Origin of the sequence: Massilia sp. CCM 8734, from assembly GCF_011682155.1 — a bacterium.
GTDB classification, from domain to species: domain Bacteria; phylum Pseudomonadota; class Gammaproteobacteria; order Burkholderiales; family Burkholderiaceae_D; genus Telluria_A; species Telluria_A rubra.
This window is the reverse complement of sequence record NZ_WHJI01000065.1, coordinates 1-17,355: the sequence shown is the minus strand read 5'-3', so window position 1 is coordinate 17,355 and position 17,355 is coordinate 1. Positions and strand designations below refer to the sequence as shown.

11 protein-coding genes, 2 tRNA genes and 1 pseudogene are annotated in these 17,355 nt (G+C 63.9%); 6 read left to right on the top strand and 8 right to left on the bottom strand.

Features of this window, described 5'->3' with window-relative positions; translation table 11 throughout:
* Nucleotides 1–77: 77 nt before the first annotated feature.
* The 7 genes from F2P46_RS33720 to cysS all read right to left on the bottom strand — a co-directional run bounded on the left by F2P46_RS33720 (nt 78) and on the right by cysS (nt 6,449).
* A tRNA-Ser gene (locus F2P46_RS33720) sits at nt 78–169 on the bottom strand.
* A 203-nt stretch (nt 170–372) separates the two neighbouring features.
* A tRNA-Ser gene (locus F2P46_RS33715) sits at nt 373–464 on the bottom strand.
* A gap of 92 nt (nt 465–556) precedes the next feature.
* Nucleotides 557–1,804, bottom strand: coding sequence for an aspartate kinase (locus tag F2P46_RS33710; protein WP_166898638.1), 1,248 nt, complete (start codon nt 1,802–1,804; stop codon nt 557–559).
* Between the two features lie 129 nt (nt 1,805–1,933).
* A complete protein-coding gene (tilS, locus tag F2P46_RS33705) occupies nt 1,934–3,346 on the bottom strand; it encodes a tRNA lysidine(34) synthetase TilS (RefSeq protein WP_166898637.1) in 1,413 nt (470 codons plus the stop codon).
* Complete coding sequence (locus tag F2P46_RS33700; RefSeq protein WP_166898635.1) at nt 3,343–4,320, bottom strand: acetyl-CoA carboxylase carboxyltransferase subunit alpha; 978 nt, start codon at nt 4,318–4,320, stop codon at nt 3,343–3,345. Before F2P46_RS33700 ends, tilS begins: the two co-directional genes overlap by 4 nt.
* Nucleotides 4,321–4,377: 57 nt before the next feature.
* A complete protein-coding gene (locus tag F2P46_RS33695) occupies nt 4,378–5,037 on the bottom strand; it encodes a DNA-3-methyladenine glycosylase (RefSeq protein WP_166898646.1) in 660 nt (219 codons plus the stop codon).
* A complete protein-coding gene (gene cysS / locus F2P46_RS33690) occupies nt 5,037–6,449 on the bottom strand; it encodes a cysteine--tRNA ligase (protein WP_166898633.1) in 1,413 nt (470 codons plus the stop codon). The genes F2P46_RS33695 and cysS overlap by 1 nt, the downstream gene beginning before the upstream one ends.
* Nucleotides 6,450–6,722: 273 nt before the next feature.
* Here cysS and F2P46_RS33685 point away from each other — a divergent pair, with 273 nt between their 5' ends.
* The 4 genes from F2P46_RS33685 (at nt 6,723) to F2P46_RS33670 (ending at nt 13,934) form a co-directional block, all read left to right on the top strand.
* The gene (locus tag F2P46_RS33685) at nt 6,723–7,316 is read left to right on the top strand and encodes a peptidylprolyl isomerase (RefSeq protein WP_166898631.1); all 594 of its coding nucleotides are present in this window, start codon (nt 6,723–6,725) and stop codon (nt 7,314–7,316) included.
* Nucleotides 7,317–7,546: 230 nt separating this feature from the next.
* Nucleotides 7,547–8,023: a peptidylprolyl isomerase gene (locus tag F2P46_RS33680; RefSeq protein ID WP_166898629.1), complete on the top strand. Its 477-nt coding sequence runs from the start codon at nt 7,547–7,549 to the stop codon at nt 8,021–8,023.
* Between the two features lie 38 nt (nt 8,024–8,061).
* Nucleotides 8,062–8,823 (top strand): UDP-2,3-diacylglucosamine diphosphatase, encoded by a 762-nt coding sequence (locus F2P46_RS33675; RefSeq protein WP_166898627.1) that lies wholly within the window; start codon nt 8,062–8,064, stop codon nt 8,821–8,823.
* A gap of 398 nt (nt 8,824–9,221) precedes the next feature.
* Entirely contained in the window at nt 9,222–13,934 is a 4,713-nt protein-coding gene (locus tag F2P46_RS33670; RefSeq protein WP_166898625.1) for an MBG domain-containing protein, read from the top strand.
* An 89-nt stretch (nt 13,935–14,023) separates the two neighbouring features.
* Here F2P46_RS33670 and F2P46_RS33665 read toward each other — a convergent pair whose 3' ends face one another.
* Nucleotides 14,024–16,060: a hypothetical protein gene (locus F2P46_RS33665; protein WP_166898623.1), complete on the bottom strand. Its 2,037-nt coding sequence runs from the start codon at nt 16,058–16,060 to the stop codon at nt 14,024–14,026.
* Nucleotides 16,061–16,207: 147 nt separating this feature from the next.
* Between F2P46_RS33665 and F2P46_RS33660 the strand changes: the two genes are divergently transcribed.
* Both F2P46_RS33660 and F2P46_RS33655 read left to right on the top strand, forming a co-directional pair.
* Nucleotides 16,208–16,861 carry a MarR family winged helix-turn-helix transcriptional regulator gene (locus F2P46_RS33660; RefSeq protein ID WP_166898621.1) on the top strand — a complete coding sequence of 218 codons (654 nt, stop codon included), beginning with the start codon at nt 16,208–16,210 and terminating at the stop codon, nt 16,859–16,861.
* Nucleotides 16,862–16,955: 94 nt separating this feature from the next.
* Nucleotides 16,956–17,170: pseudogene (locus F2P46_RS33655) on the top strand (carboxymuconolactone decarboxylase); the annotation flags it as partial.
* Nucleotides 17,171–17,355: the final 185 nt, after the last annotated feature.

Sequence of the window (17,355 nt, the reverse complement as noted above, 5' to 3'; positions counted from 1 at the left end):
TGCGCAGCCATCAATGAATGAGCGCGCTTGAACAGCCCAACGAAAAAAGCTCCCACCAGGGGAGCTTTTTCTTGTTCTGGCGGAGATGGTGAGATTCGAACTCACGATACAGGTTACCCCATATGCGTCCTTAGCAGGGACGTGCCTTCGGCCACTCGGCCACATCTCCATTCTGGCCTACACAGTATTGCTAAGCCAGAAGACCAAGATCATACCGGATTCCCGCCGCGCCGAACAGGGCCGAAACGCCCCTCGCAGCGAAAAATTCACAGTTTTGCCGCTGCAAATCGGGCAACAAAAGCAAAAAACCCGCAGGCTCATGACGAGCGCTGCGGGTTTCTTGTCAGTCCAGGCGCAACCTGGACAGGATTCTGGCGGAGATGGTGAGATTCGAACTCACGATACAGGTTACCCCATATGCGTCCTTAGCAGGGACGTGCCTTCGGCCACTCGGCCACATCTCCATTCCGCCCAGTAGCTTCACCAGATCAGAAGACCAAGATCATACCGGCTGGGCGTGGATTTTGCAATGATCCGCATCCATTTTTTGGAAATATTATGCTTTTTCCAAATCGAAGGCCTTGTGCAGGGCGCGCACGGCCAGCTCCATGTACTTTTCATCGATCAGCACCGAGATCTTGATTTCCGACGTCGAGATCATCAGGATGTTGATGCCCTCTTCCGCCAGGGTGCGGAACATCTGCGAGGCCACGCCCACGTGGCTGCGCATGCCCACGCCCACCACCGACACTTTCGACACCTTGGCGTCGCCCGAAATGCTGGCCGCGCCGATGTCGTTCTTGACGCCCTCTAACACGCCCATGGCCTTCACATACTCGCCGCGCGTGACCGTGAAGGTGAAGTCGGTCTTGCCTTCGACCGACTGGTTCTGGATGATCATGTCGACTTCGATGTTGGCATCGGCCACCGGTCCTAGGATGTGGTACGCAATGCCCGGCTTGTCCGCCACGCCGAGGATGGTGATTTTGGCCTCATCGCGGTTGAATGCGATGCCGGAGATGACAGCTTGTTCCATATTTGTATCTTCCTCAAACGAAATCAGGGTGCCCGAGCTGGCTTCTTCTTCGAGCGGCATCAGGGGATCGGTCAGCGACGACAGGACGCGGGTTGGCACGCGGTAATTGCCGGCGAATTCTACGGAGCGGCTCTGCAGCACTTTGGAGCCCATCGAAGCGAGCTCCAGCATTTCCTCAAACGTAATGGTCTTGAGGCGGCGCGCCTCCGACACCACGCGCGGATCGGTCGTGTAGACGCCGTCAACGTCGGTGTAAATCAGGCATTCCTGCGCCTTCACCGCCGCTGCGATGGCCACGGCCGAGGTATCCGAACCGCCGCGACCCAGGGTGGCGATGTTGCCGTTCGCATCCACGCCCTGGAAACCGGTGATGATCACGATCTTGCCGGCATCCAGGTCGGCCTTGACCTTGGCGTCGTCGATCGATTCGATGCGCGCCTTGGTAAACGACGAGTCGGTCTTGATCGCAACTTGCCAGCCGGCGTACGAGACTGCCGGTTTACCGATCGCCAGCAGCGCCATCGCCAGCAAGCCAACGGAAACCTGTTCACCGGTGGAGGCAATCATGTCCAGTTCGCGCGGATCAGGGTGTTCCATCAGTTGTTTGGCCAGGCCGATCAGGCGATTGGTTTCGCCCGACATGGCCGATGGTACAACAATGATCTGGTGCCCCGCGTCATGCCACTTGGCGACGCGTGCCGCGACGTTCTTGATGCGGTCGGTCGAGCCCATCGACGTTCCGCCATATTTGTGGACGATTAAAGCCATAAGAGTGAAGTTTCCGCTCGGTTAATGAAAAAGGAGGGCTTTACTCTACATGCTGCGATGCAAAAAAACAAGGCAGTCTGTGGACAAATTTATACGTTATTGGTATATAGAAATAACGTTTTTGCATAGTCAACAGGCATTGCGCGCTTCCCAGCGCAGGCTGATCAGGGGGCCGGAAACGTCCCCGAAGTGATGGCAATCCATGCCGATGCCGGCGGCAAACAGCAAATCCTTGCCGCTGCAGACCACCGGGAGGCGCTCGCGCTCCCAGGCGGGGACGTTGCAGGCTTGGTAGTGGTATTTGAGCGGGCGCGTGGGGCGATTGGCCGCCGGTTTCAGGCGCTCGCCGCCCTTGCGGAAGTCGATCTGCAAGGCTTGCGCGCGCAGCCAGGCGCTGTCGAAGCCCTGCCCGGCCGCGTCGAAATGCAGCACGCCGCCGTAGGCCGGGAACGCCATGCTCGCTTCACCGTTCCAGGTGAAGCGCTCGCCTTCCTTGACGAAAAGTCCTTCATCGTCCGGATCGCGCTGGCCGGCCAGGTCGGCCAGCTTGGGCGTGATGTACAGGCGGTCGCGGTGGCGCCGGATGTGGCAGTCGGGGTGCGTCACCAGCAGTTGCGCGTCATGCCGCGCTTCGACCAGCTGGGTCACCATTTCGGTCAGCCAGGCGGTCGAGGGCATGCGCAGCGAACGCAGGCCGAACCAGTAGCGCAGCATGTTGTAGGCGCGGTCCAGGCTCATCGAACGCAGTTTGGCCACGTCGATGCAGTCGTCGACCAGGCAGCCCGCCAGGTCTTGCACGGCCAGCTCGTTCAACAGGCGCTGGGCCGACTGCGCGTGCGCGGCGCTGCGCGCAAAGCGTTCCTGGTAACCGGGAAAGGCCGCCGCCAGCGCCGGCATCACCTGGTGGCGCAGGGCGTTGCGGGCATAGCGCGGGTGGGTGTTCGATTCGTCTTCGACCCAGGCCAGCGCGAATGCGGCGACATACGCTTCGAGCTGCTGGCGCGAGACCGGCAGCAAGGGACGCGCCATCACCAGGTCCGGATTGCCGAGCAGGTCGGGGGCGGCGTTGGCCGCATCCATGCCCGACAGGCCGGCCGTGCCGGAGCCGCGCAGCAGTTGCAAGAGCACGGTTTCAGCCTGATCGTCGAGATGGTGGGCGGTCAGCATCAGGCGCACGCCGTGCTCGCGGCACAGCTCGCCCAGGGCCGCGTAACGCAGCTTGCGGGCGGCCGCTTCGACACCGGATTTGGATTTTTCCAGCACCACGCGGCGCGCGGCGAACGTCACGCCAAGAGCAGCGCAGGTCGCTTCGCAATGCGCCAGCCAGGCATCGGCGTTGGGGCTGATGCCATGGTGGACGTGGAAGGCAAACAGGGGAACATCGCTGGCGGCGGCGTACTGCGCCGCCAGGTGCAGCAGGGCCGAGGAATCGAGCCCGCCGCTGTAGGCGATCGCCAACGAGGGCGAAGCGCCTTGTGCGCGCAACGCGTCAAGCGCCTGCGCAAACTGCGCTGCAAGCGCTGCGTTGCTGGTCTGGTTCACTCTTCGGCCGGCGTCGTTTCTTTGAATTTGCCGTAGCTCATCAACTTGTTGTGACGCGCTTCGAGCAGGTCACGGGTTTTCATGCCCTGGAACTGGCGCAAGGTGTCGGCCAGCGCGCGCTTGAGCATGACGGCCATGTTCTTCGGATCGCGGTGGGCGCCGCCCAGCGGCTCGTTGATGATCTTGTCGATCAGGCCCATGGCTTTGAGGCGATGCGCGGTCAGGCCCAGCGCGTCGGCGGCGTCGGCGGCGCGCTCGGAGGTTTTCCAGAGGATCGAGGCGCAGCCTTCGGGCGAGATCACCGAGTACGTCGCGTATTGCAGCATCAGGACGGCGTCGCCCACGGCGATCGCCAGCGCGCCGCCGGAGCCGCCTTCGCCGATGATGGTGGCGATCAGCGGCACTTTCAGCTCAGCCATGACATACAGGTTGTGGCCGATCGCTTCGGACTGGCCGCGCTCTTCGGCGTCGATGCCGGGAAAGGCGCCGGGGGTGTCGACGAAGGTGAAGATCGGCAGGCCGAATTTTTCGGCCAGCTTCATCAGGCGCATGGCCTTGCGGTAGCCTTCCGGCTTGGGCATGCCGAAGTTGCGCAGGGCGCGCTCTTTAGTGTCGCGCCCCTTCTGGTGGCCGATCACCATGCAGGCCTGGCCGTTAAAGCGCGCCAGGCCGCCGACGATCGACAGGTCGTCCGCGTAGGAGCGGTCGCCGTGCAGTTCGTGGAAGTCGGTAAAGATTTCGTTCACGTAGTCCATGGTGTACGGACGTTGTGGATGGCGTGCAATCTGCGACACCTGCCACGGCGTGAGCTTGGCGTAAATATCTTTGGTCAGTTGCTGGCTCTTCTTGGCCAGGCGGTCGATTTCTTCGGAGATGTCGACAGCCGAATCGTCCTGGACGAAGCGCAGCTCTTCAATTTTGGAATCGAGCTCTGCAATTGGCTGCTCAAAATTGAGGAAAGTTGTTTTAATCATTGTACCTCCGGGTAAATTCTGGCCGCAGCATACCCCACCGCACGGCCGCTACAGGCGCTATTCTACCGGAACCGGATCGAGGCTACGCCACAAATACCACGTAGCGACCGTTCTCCACGGTTCCCAATTGGCCGAGACCTCGCGCGCATCGCTACGTGATACAGGTTCGCCGGAAAAGTAGTTCTGGCTGATGCCCTGGATCAAACCAGGATCGTCCAGCGGCAAGACATTCGGCCGGAGCAGATTAAATATCAGAAACATCTCCGCTGTCCAGCGTCCGATGCCGCGAATTTGCACCAGTTCGGCGATGACGGCTTCGTCATCCATCTCGGCCCACTGGTTCGCGTGCACGCGCTTGGCCTTGAAATGATCGGCCAGGTCGAGGATGTATTCGGTCTTGCGCTTGGACAGGCCGCAGGCCGAGAGTTGCTCGGCGCCAGCCTTGATCACCTGGGCCGGGTTGATCTTGGGACATGCCAGCAAGAGCTTGTTCCAGGCGGCGTCAGCGGCCTTGGTGGTGACCTGCTGGCCCACCACCGAGCGCGCCAGGGTCGTAAACGGATCGCCGTGGCCGACCAGGTGCAGGTCGCCGAACTGCGGGATCAGCTTTTTCATGATGCGGTCGCGCTTCATGAGTTCGACCTTGGCCTGTTCCCAGTACGCGGGCACATCCAGCGGCGGCGGGGTGGTCCCCGCCGTTTCCTTGGTTGGGGCCATCATGCACGGCGCCAGTTGCTTGTGCCGTCCGGCTTGTCTTCAAGGACGATGCCGGCCGCCAGCAAGCCGGCGCGAATGCTGTCGGACTCGGCGAAGTTGCGCGCCTTCTTGGCTTCGCTGCGGCGCGCGATGGCGTCCACGATGGCGGCCTCGTCCATGCCGCCCTCTTCCACGCCGGCCTGCAGGAATTCCTGCGGGCTGCGTTCGAGCAGACCCAGCACGGCGGCGAGCGCCTTGAACTGGCGCGCGTGCTCGACCGACTTGCTCTTGTTCAGTTCCGTGGCCAGGTCGAACAGCACGGCGATCGCGATCGGGGTGTTGAAGTCGTCGTCCATCGCATCGCGGAAACGGATGGCGTGCGCTTCGTTCCAGTCGACCTCGAGCGCAGCGGCGCCGCTGTCGATCCCGGCCAGCGCGGTGTACAGGCGCGTCAGGGCCGACTTCGCGTCCTCGAGGTTGGCAACGCCGTAGTTCAGCGGGCTGCGGTAGTGCCCGCGCAGGATGAAGAAGCGGATCACTTCGGCGTCATACAGCTTGAGCACGTCGCGGATCGTGAAGAAGTTATTGAGCGACTTGCCCATCTTTTCCGCGACTTGCGTCTCTTCATTGACCACGCGCACGAAGCCGTTGTGCACCCAGTAATTGGTCATCGGATGGCCGAAGGCGCCTTCCGACTGGGCGATCTCGTTCTCGTGGTGCGGGAACTGCAGGTCGGCGCCGCCGCCGTGGATGTCGAAGTGCTGGCCGAGGGTCGCGCACGACATGGCCGAGCACTCGATATGCCAGCCCGGACGGCCGCTGCCCCAGGTCGAGTCCCATTTGACTTCGTCGGGCTCGGATTCCTTGGAGGCCTTCCACAGCACGAAGTCGAGCGGATCGCGCTTGCCGGCGTTGACGTCGACCCGTTCGCCCGCGCGCAGGTCGTCGAGCGACTTACCGGACAGCTTGCCGTAACCGGGAAAATTGCGCACCGCAAAATTGACGTCGCCATCTTCCGACTTGTAGGCCAGGCCTTTTTGTTCGAGCTGGGCGATGATCGACAGCATCTGCGGCACATAGGCGGTGGCGTGCGGCACCACGTCGGGCGGCAAAATGCCGAGCGCGGCGGTGTCTTCGTCCATGTACTTTTCGAAACGCGAGGTCAACGAAAAAATCGACTCGCCGTTCTCGACGGCGCGCTTGATGATCTTGTCTTCGATATCGGTAATGTTGCGCACGTACGTGACCTGGTAGCCCGACACCTTGAGCCAGCGGTAGATGACGTCGAACGCCATCATCATGCGCGCATGGCCGATATGGCAGTAGTCGTAGATGGTCATCCCGCACACGTACATGCCGACTTTACCTGGCTCGATGGGGGTGAATACCTGTTTTTCACGCGCAAGCGTGTTGTAGATCTTTAATTGGCTCATCAGATTCTTACTCGTTACAGCGCGCGCCGCGCTCGGGCAAAACGACAACCGGGCGCGATCGCCGCGGTGGGCGCGCGCCGGTCAGGCGTGGTTTGCATCGAGATCGTCGGAGCCCTCTGTCTTGTTCTTCTTTGATAGAATGGGACGTTCTGTACAAAGTATAGCATTGTTAAAATACCGGCTGGCCGCATATGGATCAGGTTTATTTTTGCGGTAAAGGCTTGACAGCCTTCCGTCCATATAACAACAAGCACTTCACGTCAAGGATTCTAAATGCAAGATTCGTTAATGTTCCGCATGCCCCTGGTAGCACGTTTTCTCACGCTGTTCGCCGGCCTGACCCTCAGCACCGCCGTGCTCGCGAGCGAAACGCCGCAAGTGTCGCTCAAGACCAGCATGGGCGAGATCGTGCTCGAACTCGACCAGGCCAAGGCGCCGAAAACGGTCGCCAATTTTCTGCAATACGTCAAAAGCGGGCACTACAAGGGCTTGATTTTCCACCGCGTGATTAACGACTTCATGATCCAGGGCGGCGGCATGGATGAAAAAATGGCGACGCGCAGCACCAAGGCGCCAGTCCAGAACGAAGCCAAGAATGGCTTGCAGAACGTGCCCTACTCGATCGCCATGGCGCGCACGCAAGATCCGAATTCGGCCACCTCGCAGTTTTTCATCAACGTCGCCGAAAACACCAATCTCGACTATCCGGGCCGCGACGGCTTCGGCTACACCGTGTTCGGCAAGGTCATTTCCGGCCAGGAAGTGGTCGACAAGATCAAGGGCGTGATGGTCGACGACGTGCGCGGCAGCCAGAACGTGCCGGTAACGCCGATCGTGATCAAGTCCGCCACCATCGTGAAGCCCTGAATTTTCGCGATTCCCGTAAAATAGCGGCGCTGGAAAATACTTCCACTAAGTAAGTGTGCAGAAATTATTGTGATTTATAGCGAACAGAAGCGGATGCCTTGCAAGGCGCACGCCGCGACGCAGTGCGAGCACTGCTAGCGGTGGGCAACGCAGCAAGGGGCCGCTTATGGAAGCTAGAAATTACAAGAATTTATGCGCACTTACTTAAAACTCAACCAACAGGAACACACATGGCTATTCTGATCACCACCAACATGGGCAACATCACCGCCGAGCTCGACGCTGAGAAAGCGCCAAAAACGGTCGCCAACTTCCTCGACTATGTCGCCAAGGGCCATTACAGCAACACCATTTTCCACCGCGTCATCGCCGACTTCATGATCCAGGGCGGCGGCATGGAGCCGAACATGCGCCAGAAGCCAGCCGATCAAACCGTCGAAAATGAAGCTAGCAACGGCCTCAAGAACGACACCTACACCCTGGCCATGGCCCGTACCTCGGCCCCGCATTCGGCCTCGGCGCAGTTCTTCATCAACGTCAAGAACAACAGCTTCCTCGACTATCCGGGCCAGGACGGCTTCGGCTACGCGGTGTTCGGCAAAGTCACCGAAGGCAAGGAAGTGGTCGACGCCATCCGCAAGGTCAAGACCAAAAGCGGCGACGTGCCTCTCGAGCCAGTGATCATCGAAAAAATCGAAGTCATTTAAAGCATGAAGCGCGAGCAAACCCCACCGGCGGCGGCCCAATGACCCTGCCTGCGCGAACGCTCGCGCTGTTTATTTCAGACCTGCATCTGCAGGAAGCGCATGCGCGCACCCTGGACGCCTTCTTCGCTTTCCTGGAAGAACGCGCCATGGCGGCGCGCGCGCTGTACATCCTCGGCGACCTGTTCGAATACTGGGCCGGCGACGACGATCTCGACGCCCCCCTGCACCGCCGTATCGCAGCAGGCGTCCGCGCCGTCAGCGATGCCGGCATTCCGGTCTACTGGATCGCCGGCAACCGCGACTTTTTAGTGGGCCAGGCTTTTGCCGACGCCGCCGGCATGCAATTGCTGGCCGAGCCGCACATTGCCGACATCGGCGGGCAAAAAATCGTACTGGTGCATGGCGACGCCCAATGCACCGACGACATCCATTACATGGCATTTCGCCAGCAAGTGCGCCAGCCGGCCTGGCAGGCGCAGTTCCTGGCCATGCCGCTGGCGCAGCGCAAGGCCATCATCGCCAACCTGCGCGAAGGCAGCAAGGAAGCGCACAGCACCAAGACCATGGAAATCATGGATGTCACGCCGCAAGCGATCGACGCGCTGTTCGCCGCCACCGGCACCAAGGTACTGATCCACGGCCACACGCACCGCCCCGCCCTGCACGAGCACGGCGGCAAGCGCCGCTACGTGCTGCCCGACTGGGAACCGGACGCCGAACCGCCGCGCGGCGGCTGGATCGCCATCGGCGACGGCGGCGTCATCACGCGCCACGACCTGGACGGCAAAGTGATCGGCTGAACAGCCGCTGCGGCGCCGCTTGGCGCATGACTTCTACATCATACGACAATACGCCCCAGGAAAGCTGCGCGCGACGCATTGCCCGCTCCGGCGGCGCGACGTTTCCACGGCCGCGCATGGGTACCTGCTCCTCGCTTTCATCTCCGCCACAACATCATTCAATATCTGTGGCGTAATGGTCGCTGTGTGCGCTAACCGGCCGACTCCCGCTTTCCTCGGTTATAGCATTACCTCCAGGCAATATCGTTACTACTTACACGAATTGACCGCAAGACAATGTTCCAGACCGCATTCAGCCATTGCGTCCTGTTGGCGTTAAGCCAAGGCGTGCTTGTCCGGCAGCTGCCTGGCGCCGGCAGGCTGCGCATGCGCAGATGGACAACATACGAGGTGAGCGAATGAACAGTATCTTCCGATCGATCTGGAACGAGGCTACCGGCACGTTCGTCGCCGTGTCCGAAAACAGCCGCAGCGCCGGCAAGACGGCTTCCGGCCGCAGCGGCGCCAGCGGCGGCGCGGCGTTGGCCGGCAAGGCGCTCGCCATGTCGCTGACGATGATCGGCGCCAGCGCCCAGGCCGGGCCAGGCGGCGGCGTCGTCACGGCAGGCGGCGCCACCATCGGCGGCGTGCCGGGCAACATGGTCATCACGCAGACGACCCACAACGTCGCGCTCGACTGGCACAGCTTCAACGTCGAGGCCGGTCAATCCGTGCGCTTCGTGCAACCGGACAGCACGTCGGTGGCGCTGAACCGGGTGCGGGGAGCGGATCCGTCGATCATTGCCGGTTCGCTGGCGGCAAACGGCAAGGTATTCCTGGTCAATCCGAACGGCATCCTGTTCGGCAAGGCTGCCTCAGTCAATGTCGCCGGGCTGGTCGCGTCGAGCCTGAACATCAGCGACGCCGATTTCATGGCGGGCAACTACCGCTTCTCCGGCGCCGGCGAAGGCGCAGTCGCCAACCTGGGCAGCATCGACGCGCCGGGCGGCCATGTCGCCTTGCTGGGCGCCCATGTCAGCAATGAAGGGGTGATCATGGCCCGGCTCGGCACTGTGGCGCTGGCCGCCGGCGGCGCCATTACCCTCGACGTGGCTGGCGACGGTTTGCTGCACATTGCCACCAGCGCGGGAGCAGTCAATGCGCTCGTGCAAAATGGCGGCCTGATCCGGGCAGACGGCGGCCAGGTGCTGCTGAGCGCACGCGCGGCGGGCGGCCTGCTACAAGGCGGCATTAACCTCAGTGGCGTGATCGAGGCGCGCACCTTGCAAGACCACAACGGCACGATCCGCCTGCTGGGCGACGCGCGCAGCGGAACCGTGCACGTGAGCGGCACGCTCGATGCCTCCGGCCTGGCTGCGGGCCAGAGCGGCGGCGCCGTGCAGGTGCTGGGCGAGACCGTTCGCCTGTCGGGCGCGACAATCAACGCATCGGGCAATGCCGGCGGCGGCCTGGTTCACATCGGCGGCGATTTCCATGGCGCTGCGACGCTGCCGGCGGCGCGCGTGACCATCGCCGACGGCGCCACGGTGCATGCCGATGCCACCGGTACCGGTAATGGCGGGCGCATCGCGCTCTGGTCCGACAGCAACACTGCTGTCAATGCCACCCTGACGGCGCGCGGCGGCGCCGGCGGCGGCGACGGCGGCTTCATCGAAACGTCCGGCAAGCACCTCGTGCTGGGCGCCGCCAACCGTGTCGATACCCTGGCGCCCCACGGTCGCACCGGCGCCTGGCTGCTCGATCCGGTCGACTGGACAATCGCCGCTGCCGGCGGCAACGAAACGCCAGACCAGGTGCGCACCAGCCTGAACGGCTCGGATCGCCTGATCAGCGTCAGCAACGACATTACCGTGGCCGACGCCCTCACCTGGACCACGGGGCACAAGCTTGAACTCGACGCCGGCCATGACGTGCGGATCAATGCGGCGATCACCGCCAGCACCGGCGGCTCGGCCATTGTCTTAAAAGCAGGCAATGATGTGCTGGTCAACGCGCCACTTACCGCCAGCGCCACGGGCTCGCGCATCCTCATGAGCGCCGGGCGCGATATCACCAGCACGGCGGCCCTGACCGCGTCAGCGGGCGGCACGCGGGTCAGCATGCAGGCCGGGCGCAATGTCAGCACGGCCGCGATCACCGCCGACGGCGGTGGCTCGGTCGACTTGGTCGCAAGAAACGACGTGACAGCCAACAATATCATCAGCGCCGACAACGGCGCCGTGTCGATGGTTGCCGACAACGATGGCAGCGGCCCCGGCGTCGCTGGCGGCACCGTCAGATTCATCGGTCCGGGATCGGTAAGTGCGCAGTCGACCACGATCCGGTTTAATCCCGCCACGTACGCCAGCACCAGCGCCGACATTGCCAGCTATGTCAGCAAGGTAAGCTCGGGTAGCCTCGATGCCAGGGCATGGGTGTTCGCCCAGGGCGAGAACAAGGTCTACGACGGCAGCGACGCCGCCACCCTGTCCTTGCGCGGCGACCCGGATGCGGGCCACAGCGTCGCCCTGGCGCCTGGCAACGCCGCCTTCGCCGACAAGCATGTCGGTACCGGCAAGCCGGTCACCTTCAGCGCCTACACATTAAGCGGCGCCGACCAGGTGAAATTCGCCCTGTTCGCACCGTTCGGCAGTCCTGCCGGCTCGGGCGCGACGACAGCCGACATTACGGAGCGACCATTGAACGTGACGGCGTCGGGCCTCGGCAAAGTCTACGACGGTCTCACGGCTGGCCAGGTCACGCTGGCCGACAACCGCATCGGGGGCGACCTGCTGACAGTGACCAGCGCTGCAACGACGTTCGCCGACCCGAACGTCGGCAACGGCAAAGCACTGAGCGTGACAGGCATCAGTGCGAGCGGCGTCGATGCCGCCAACTACAGCGCCAACGCGAGCGCAGCGACCAATGCCGATATCGCGCCGGCGCCGTTGACAGTGCAAGCGACCAATGCGGTAAAGACCTACGGCCAGACGCTGAGCTTGTCGCCGTCGGGGTTTACCCAAGCCGGCTTGGTCAACGGTGAAACCATGAGCAGTGTCAGCGTCACGAGCAGCGGCGCGCCCACCAGCGCCGGGGTGGCCGGCGGGCCGTATGCGATCATTCCCAGCAATGCCGGCGGCGGCACCTTCACGCCGTCGAACTATGTCATCAGCTATGCCAATGGTGCGCTGACGGTCGCCCCGGCGCCGTTGACCGTGACGGCCAGCAACGCCGGCAAGACCTATGGCGAAATCCTGGCGCCGAACGCCTTTACCAGCGTCGGCCTGGTCAATGGCAACAGCATCGGCAGCGTCGACTTGAACAGCGCCGGCGCGCCCGCCAGCGCCGGCGTGGCCGGCGGGCCGTATGCGATCATTCCCAGCAACGCCGGCGGTGGCACCTTCATGCCGTCGAACTATGTCATCAGCTATGCCAATGGCGCGCTGACGGTCGCCCCGGCGCCGTTGACCGTGACGGCCAGCAACGCCGGCAAGACCTATGGCGAAATCCTGGCGCCCAACGCCTTTACCAGCGTCGGCCTGGTCAATGGCAACAGCATCGGCAGCGTCGACTTGAACAGCGCCGGCGCGCCCGCCAGCGCCGGGGTGGCCGGCGGGCCGTATGCGATCATTCCCAGCAACGCCGGCGGTGGCACCTTCATGCCGTCGAACTATGTCATCAGCTATGCCAATGGTGCGCTGACGGTCGCCCCGGCGCCGTTGACCGTGACGGCCAGCAACGCCGGCAAGACCTATGGCGAAATCCTGGCGCCGAACGCCTTTACCAGCGTCGGCCTGGTCAATGGCAACAGCATCGGCAGCGTCGACTTGAACAGCGCCGGCGCGCCCGCCAGCGCCGGCGTGGCCGGCGGGCCGTATGCGATCATTCCCAGCAACGCCGGCGGTGGCACGTTCGTGCCATCGAACTACATCGTTACCTATGTTAACGGGGCGATGACAGTTACTCCGGCACCGCTGGTCGTGAGGGCGAACGACGCCACGAAGGCCTACGGCGAAACGCCCGTTCTGAGCGGTTTTACGGCGACGGGCCTGGCCAATAGTGAAAGTATTGGCAGCGTTACCCAAACCAGTCCGGGCACGGCGATCACAGCAGCGGCCCCCGGCCCGTACGCGATTACGCCGAGCGACGCTACCGGCGGCACGTTCATGCCCAGCAACTATGTCATCAGCTACCTGAGCGGTGCACTGACGGTGACCGCGGCGCCAGTCGTACCGCCGGTCGTCGTTCCGCCAGCCGTGCCGCCCGTCGTAGTCACGCCGCCGGTGGTGGTGACGCCGCCTGTGGTGACGCCGCCGGTGGTGGTGACGCCGCCTGTGGTGGTCACGCCCCCGGTAGTGGTCGCGCCGCCGGTCGTGGTCACGCCCCCGGTGGTGGTGACGCCGCCGGTGGTTGTCGCGCCGCCGGTGGTGGTGACGCCGCCGGTGGTTGTCGCGCCCCCGGTAGTGGTCGCGCCGCCTGTCGTGGTCACGCCCCCGGTAGTGGTCGCGCCGCCTGTGGTGGTCACGCCGCCGGTGGTGGTGACGCCGCCGGTGGTTGTCGCGCCCCCGGTAGTGGTCGCGCCGCCTGTCGTGGTCGCGCCGCCTGTGGTGGTCACGCCCCCGGTGGTGGTGACGCCGCCGGTGGTGGTCGCCCCGCCTGTGGTTGTCGCGCCGCCGGTGGTGGTGACGCCGCCGGTGGTGGTCGCCCCGCCGGTGGTGGTCGCCCCGCCGGTAGTGGCAACGCCGCCGGTGGTTGGGACGCCGGTTGGGCAGCCGGCGGCGACGCCGGCGATACCGCCGCCAGCCGCACCGCCGGCAGCGAGCCCGTTGGAGATGGCAAATGCGATGGCTATGCGAGCGCTGACCACGCGACATGTGAGTCTGCCACTGCTGGTCGTACGTTTGGCGCCGCCAGCGAGGCGCACGCCGATGCCGCTCATCGTGCCACTGGCAACGCCGCCCGGGCTGCAAACGCTGGTGCCGGCGGTCAGCACGGTCGAACCACAACCGGAGGCAGCGGCGCCTTCACCGCCGACCGTGACTGGCATGGAGAGCGTACCGTCCATCCGGCAACGGGCCGAGCCGGCAATCGACGTGCCCCGCTATCGCGCTCCGAAACAGGACCGCAATTAAGCAAGCCACGACCAACCGCCCCCGTCCCGCGCCATCACGCCAACGAGCTCAACGGCAAAGTCAACGACTGAGCCGTCGGGTTCACCCGCTCAGTCGGCCGGTAACGGCGTGTGTACCACCGCGTACGACGTCAAGCCGATCAGCGTTCCATTGCCGACAGCGATACCGCCCAGCACCGGCTTGCCCCAGGCCAGCGCCGGGGTCGACACGACGCCGTCCGGCTTGACCTTGCGCAGCAAGCCCTGCCCGCTCAGGTACATGTCGCCATTCGGCGCGAACGCCATTTCGGTGGTCCCGTGGAAACCCAGCATGGCGTTGCCGGCCGGGCCGTCGAGGTCGCCCATCCAGAATGGCGAGCCGGCGAACAGCGCCAGCTTGCCGGCCTTGGACAATTTGTAGACAGCCGCGCTGGCCGCATCGGCCACGTACAGATTGCCGGGGCGGTCGTAGGCGATACTGGCCGGGCGCAAGGCATTGTCGCCCTCGCCGTCCTGGCCGCCGCCGACATTGACGATCAGCTCGGTAACCTTGCCCGACGGCGACACCTGGCGCACAGAGGAGTAGCCCGCGATGGCCAGGTTCTCTTCGGCATCGACGGCGATATCGACGACATTGCTGTTTTGCGCCGTGTATGACTGCACCACCGTGGTCGCGCCGCGCTCGATCCTGACGATCTTGACCGCATCGGCCACATACACGGCGCCGTTCGGGCTGATCGCAATGCTGTAGGGCTGACTGAAGGTCGCGCCCTTCACGCCGTTGCCGGCAAACACGCTGACCGCGCCATCCGGGCCGACCATGCGCACCAGGTTGGTCTCGTGGTCGGCAATGTACAGATTGCCGGCCGCATCGGCCGCCGTACCGTCCTGGCGGTTGAAGCGCGCGGCGCCGCCCTTGCCATCGACGCTGCCGGCGGCCACTGCGGTCGCGGCCGAGGTGCTTACCACGCCGGACGGGGTCACGGTGCGGATTGACGGCGCGCCGCTGTCGAGCGCGACGATATTGCCCGACGCCGTCATCAGGAGCGGGCCGAGGTAGGAGAACCGGGCATCCGCGCCGGCGCCGTCGCGCACGGCGCCGCCGGCGCTGTTGCCGGCCACGGTGCTGACCACGCCGCCGGCGGAGACCTTGCGCAGCAGGTCGACATCGCTGAAATAGATGTCGCCGGCAGCATCGGCCACCATGGCGCGCGGCATGACCACCACCGCTTGCGCGCCCACGCCGTCGCGCGCGGGCCCGGTAGCGCCGCCGGCAACGAAGCTGGCGACACCGCCGGCGATGCGGTAAATCCGCATGTACTCGGCCACATAGATCGTGCCGTCGGCGGTGACGGCAAGGCGGGTCGGCCGGGTCATGCGCCAGGTGTTGGCGGGGTCCTGGGCCCAGCTTACCCTGCTGACCACGCCCGCAGGGGTGACGCGGCGCATGCCGGCGTTTTCCAGCACCAGGTAGTCGCCATTGACATCGAGCGCGATGTCCGCCGGACGGTCGAACAGCGCTTGCGCACCGCTACCGTCGCGCGTGAGTTGTTCGCTACTTGAGCGCAGGCAGACCTGCTCGACCGCGCCGGCCAGCGTGCTGACCACGCCGGCCGGCGTGATCTTGCGCAGCGTATTGTTGCAGGTGTCGCTCACGATCAGGTTGCCAGCGTTATCGACGATCAGGCGCGACAGGTGATTGAAATTGAAGCTGGCCGCGCTGCCGGTGCCATCCTGGCTGCCGTAGCGGGCGATGGATCCGGCCAGCACCGACATCGCGCCCGATGGCGTGAATTTGAAGATGACCTGCTTGGCGCGGTCGAGCACGTAAGTGTTGCCGGCCTTGTCCATCGCCATGCCGTTGGGTACCTGCAGCACGGTTTCCTTGCCGGCGCGCACAGACTGCATGCAGGTGATGCCGAGCGCGGCCATGTCATCGTCGCCGGCGGCCACGTAATCGGTCACGCCCGGGCCGCATTTGGCGGCGATGGGCTTCACATCCGGGGTGGCCGCAACCGGGGTCGCCGGCGCGCTGGAAGAACCGCCCGATCCGCCGCCTCCGCAGGCTGTGAACAGCGCGCAGGCAATCAGTGCGGCGCTGCGGCGCATTGCCGTGGTGAGGGGGAATGGCAGGTGGTCGTGTCGCATTGATTGATTGATTGATTGGCAAGTGGGCTCGGACAGCGAATATACCGACTTTGGAGCGGCAACACTAGGTAAAAGAAGAATCGTTCTCATTTCCAGAATTTAGTTAGGACTCTTTATCTAATTGTCGGGCGTGTTATGATGCGTCGCATGGACATCAAACCAGAAACGCCGTGGGACGGCACACCAGATATTTCGGCGCGCATCGTGGTTGCGATCAGCCGCGTATCGAGCGTGCTGCGCGCCGGAATGTGGGAGTTCGCCACGGCGGAAAACCTCAATCCGACCCAGGCCGAGATTTTGCAACTGCTGAAGGACCGTAGCACGGGCGTGCGCCTGTCGTGGCTGGCCGCGCAGTTGTCGGTCTCGCCTGCCAGCGCCAGCGATTCGGTGACGGCCCTGGTAAGCAAGGGCCTGGTGCGCAAAGCCCGCGCCGAGGACGATGGCCGCGCCAGCGCGCTGTGGCTGACCGAGCAGGGCAAGGCGATGGTCGAGAAAATGATGTCGGCCTTGGGTTTTGCCGACGATGCCGCCGCCGCGCTCGACGCTCAGGTCAAGGACCAGTTGCTGGTCGGCCTGTTCAAGCTGATCGCACAGTTGCAAAAGAGCGAGCGCTTCCCTGCCCTGCGCGCCTGCCTGTCATGCCGCTTTTTCGAGGCCAACGTCAATCCCGGCAGCGCCGCGCCGCATCACTGCGCCCTGGTCAAGGCGCCCCTGCCGATTGCGTTCTTGCGCATCGATTGCGCCGAGCATCAACCGACCGACCCGGCGACGGAACGGCGCAACTGGGAAGCGTTCGCTTGATCTTTTTTGCCTTATATAGTTAGGACTCCTATTAAAAAGCGAACAAGGCCGCGCTTCTCATCTTCTCAACCGGCCTGTTTATAGAGGAAACACCATGTCCCGTATCGCCCTCCTCACCCGCGAGCAAGCTCCTGCCAACGCCGCCGCGCTTCTCGACCAGGTCCAGGCCGCCTTTGGCGCCACGCCGAACATGTTCCGCGCCGTCGCCAATTCGCCCACATGCTGGCCAGCATGTGGGCGGCCTTCGGCGCGCTCGGCGGCGGCACGCTCGGCGCCAGGCTCGGCGACCAGATCGCTGTCGCTAGAGCCTCTTGCAAAACGTCGTGAGGCGACGCTAACGAGCCGAAACGGGCGCCTTGATGAGCACTTTTTCAAAGATTCGGGCCAGCCTGACGGCCTCGGCAAAGGCTATTCCTTCATTTCAGTCCATTCGTCGTCAGCTGCGCCCACGGCCGCGCCGTTTGTGCCGCAGAACCTGTCCCAACTCCCGATTC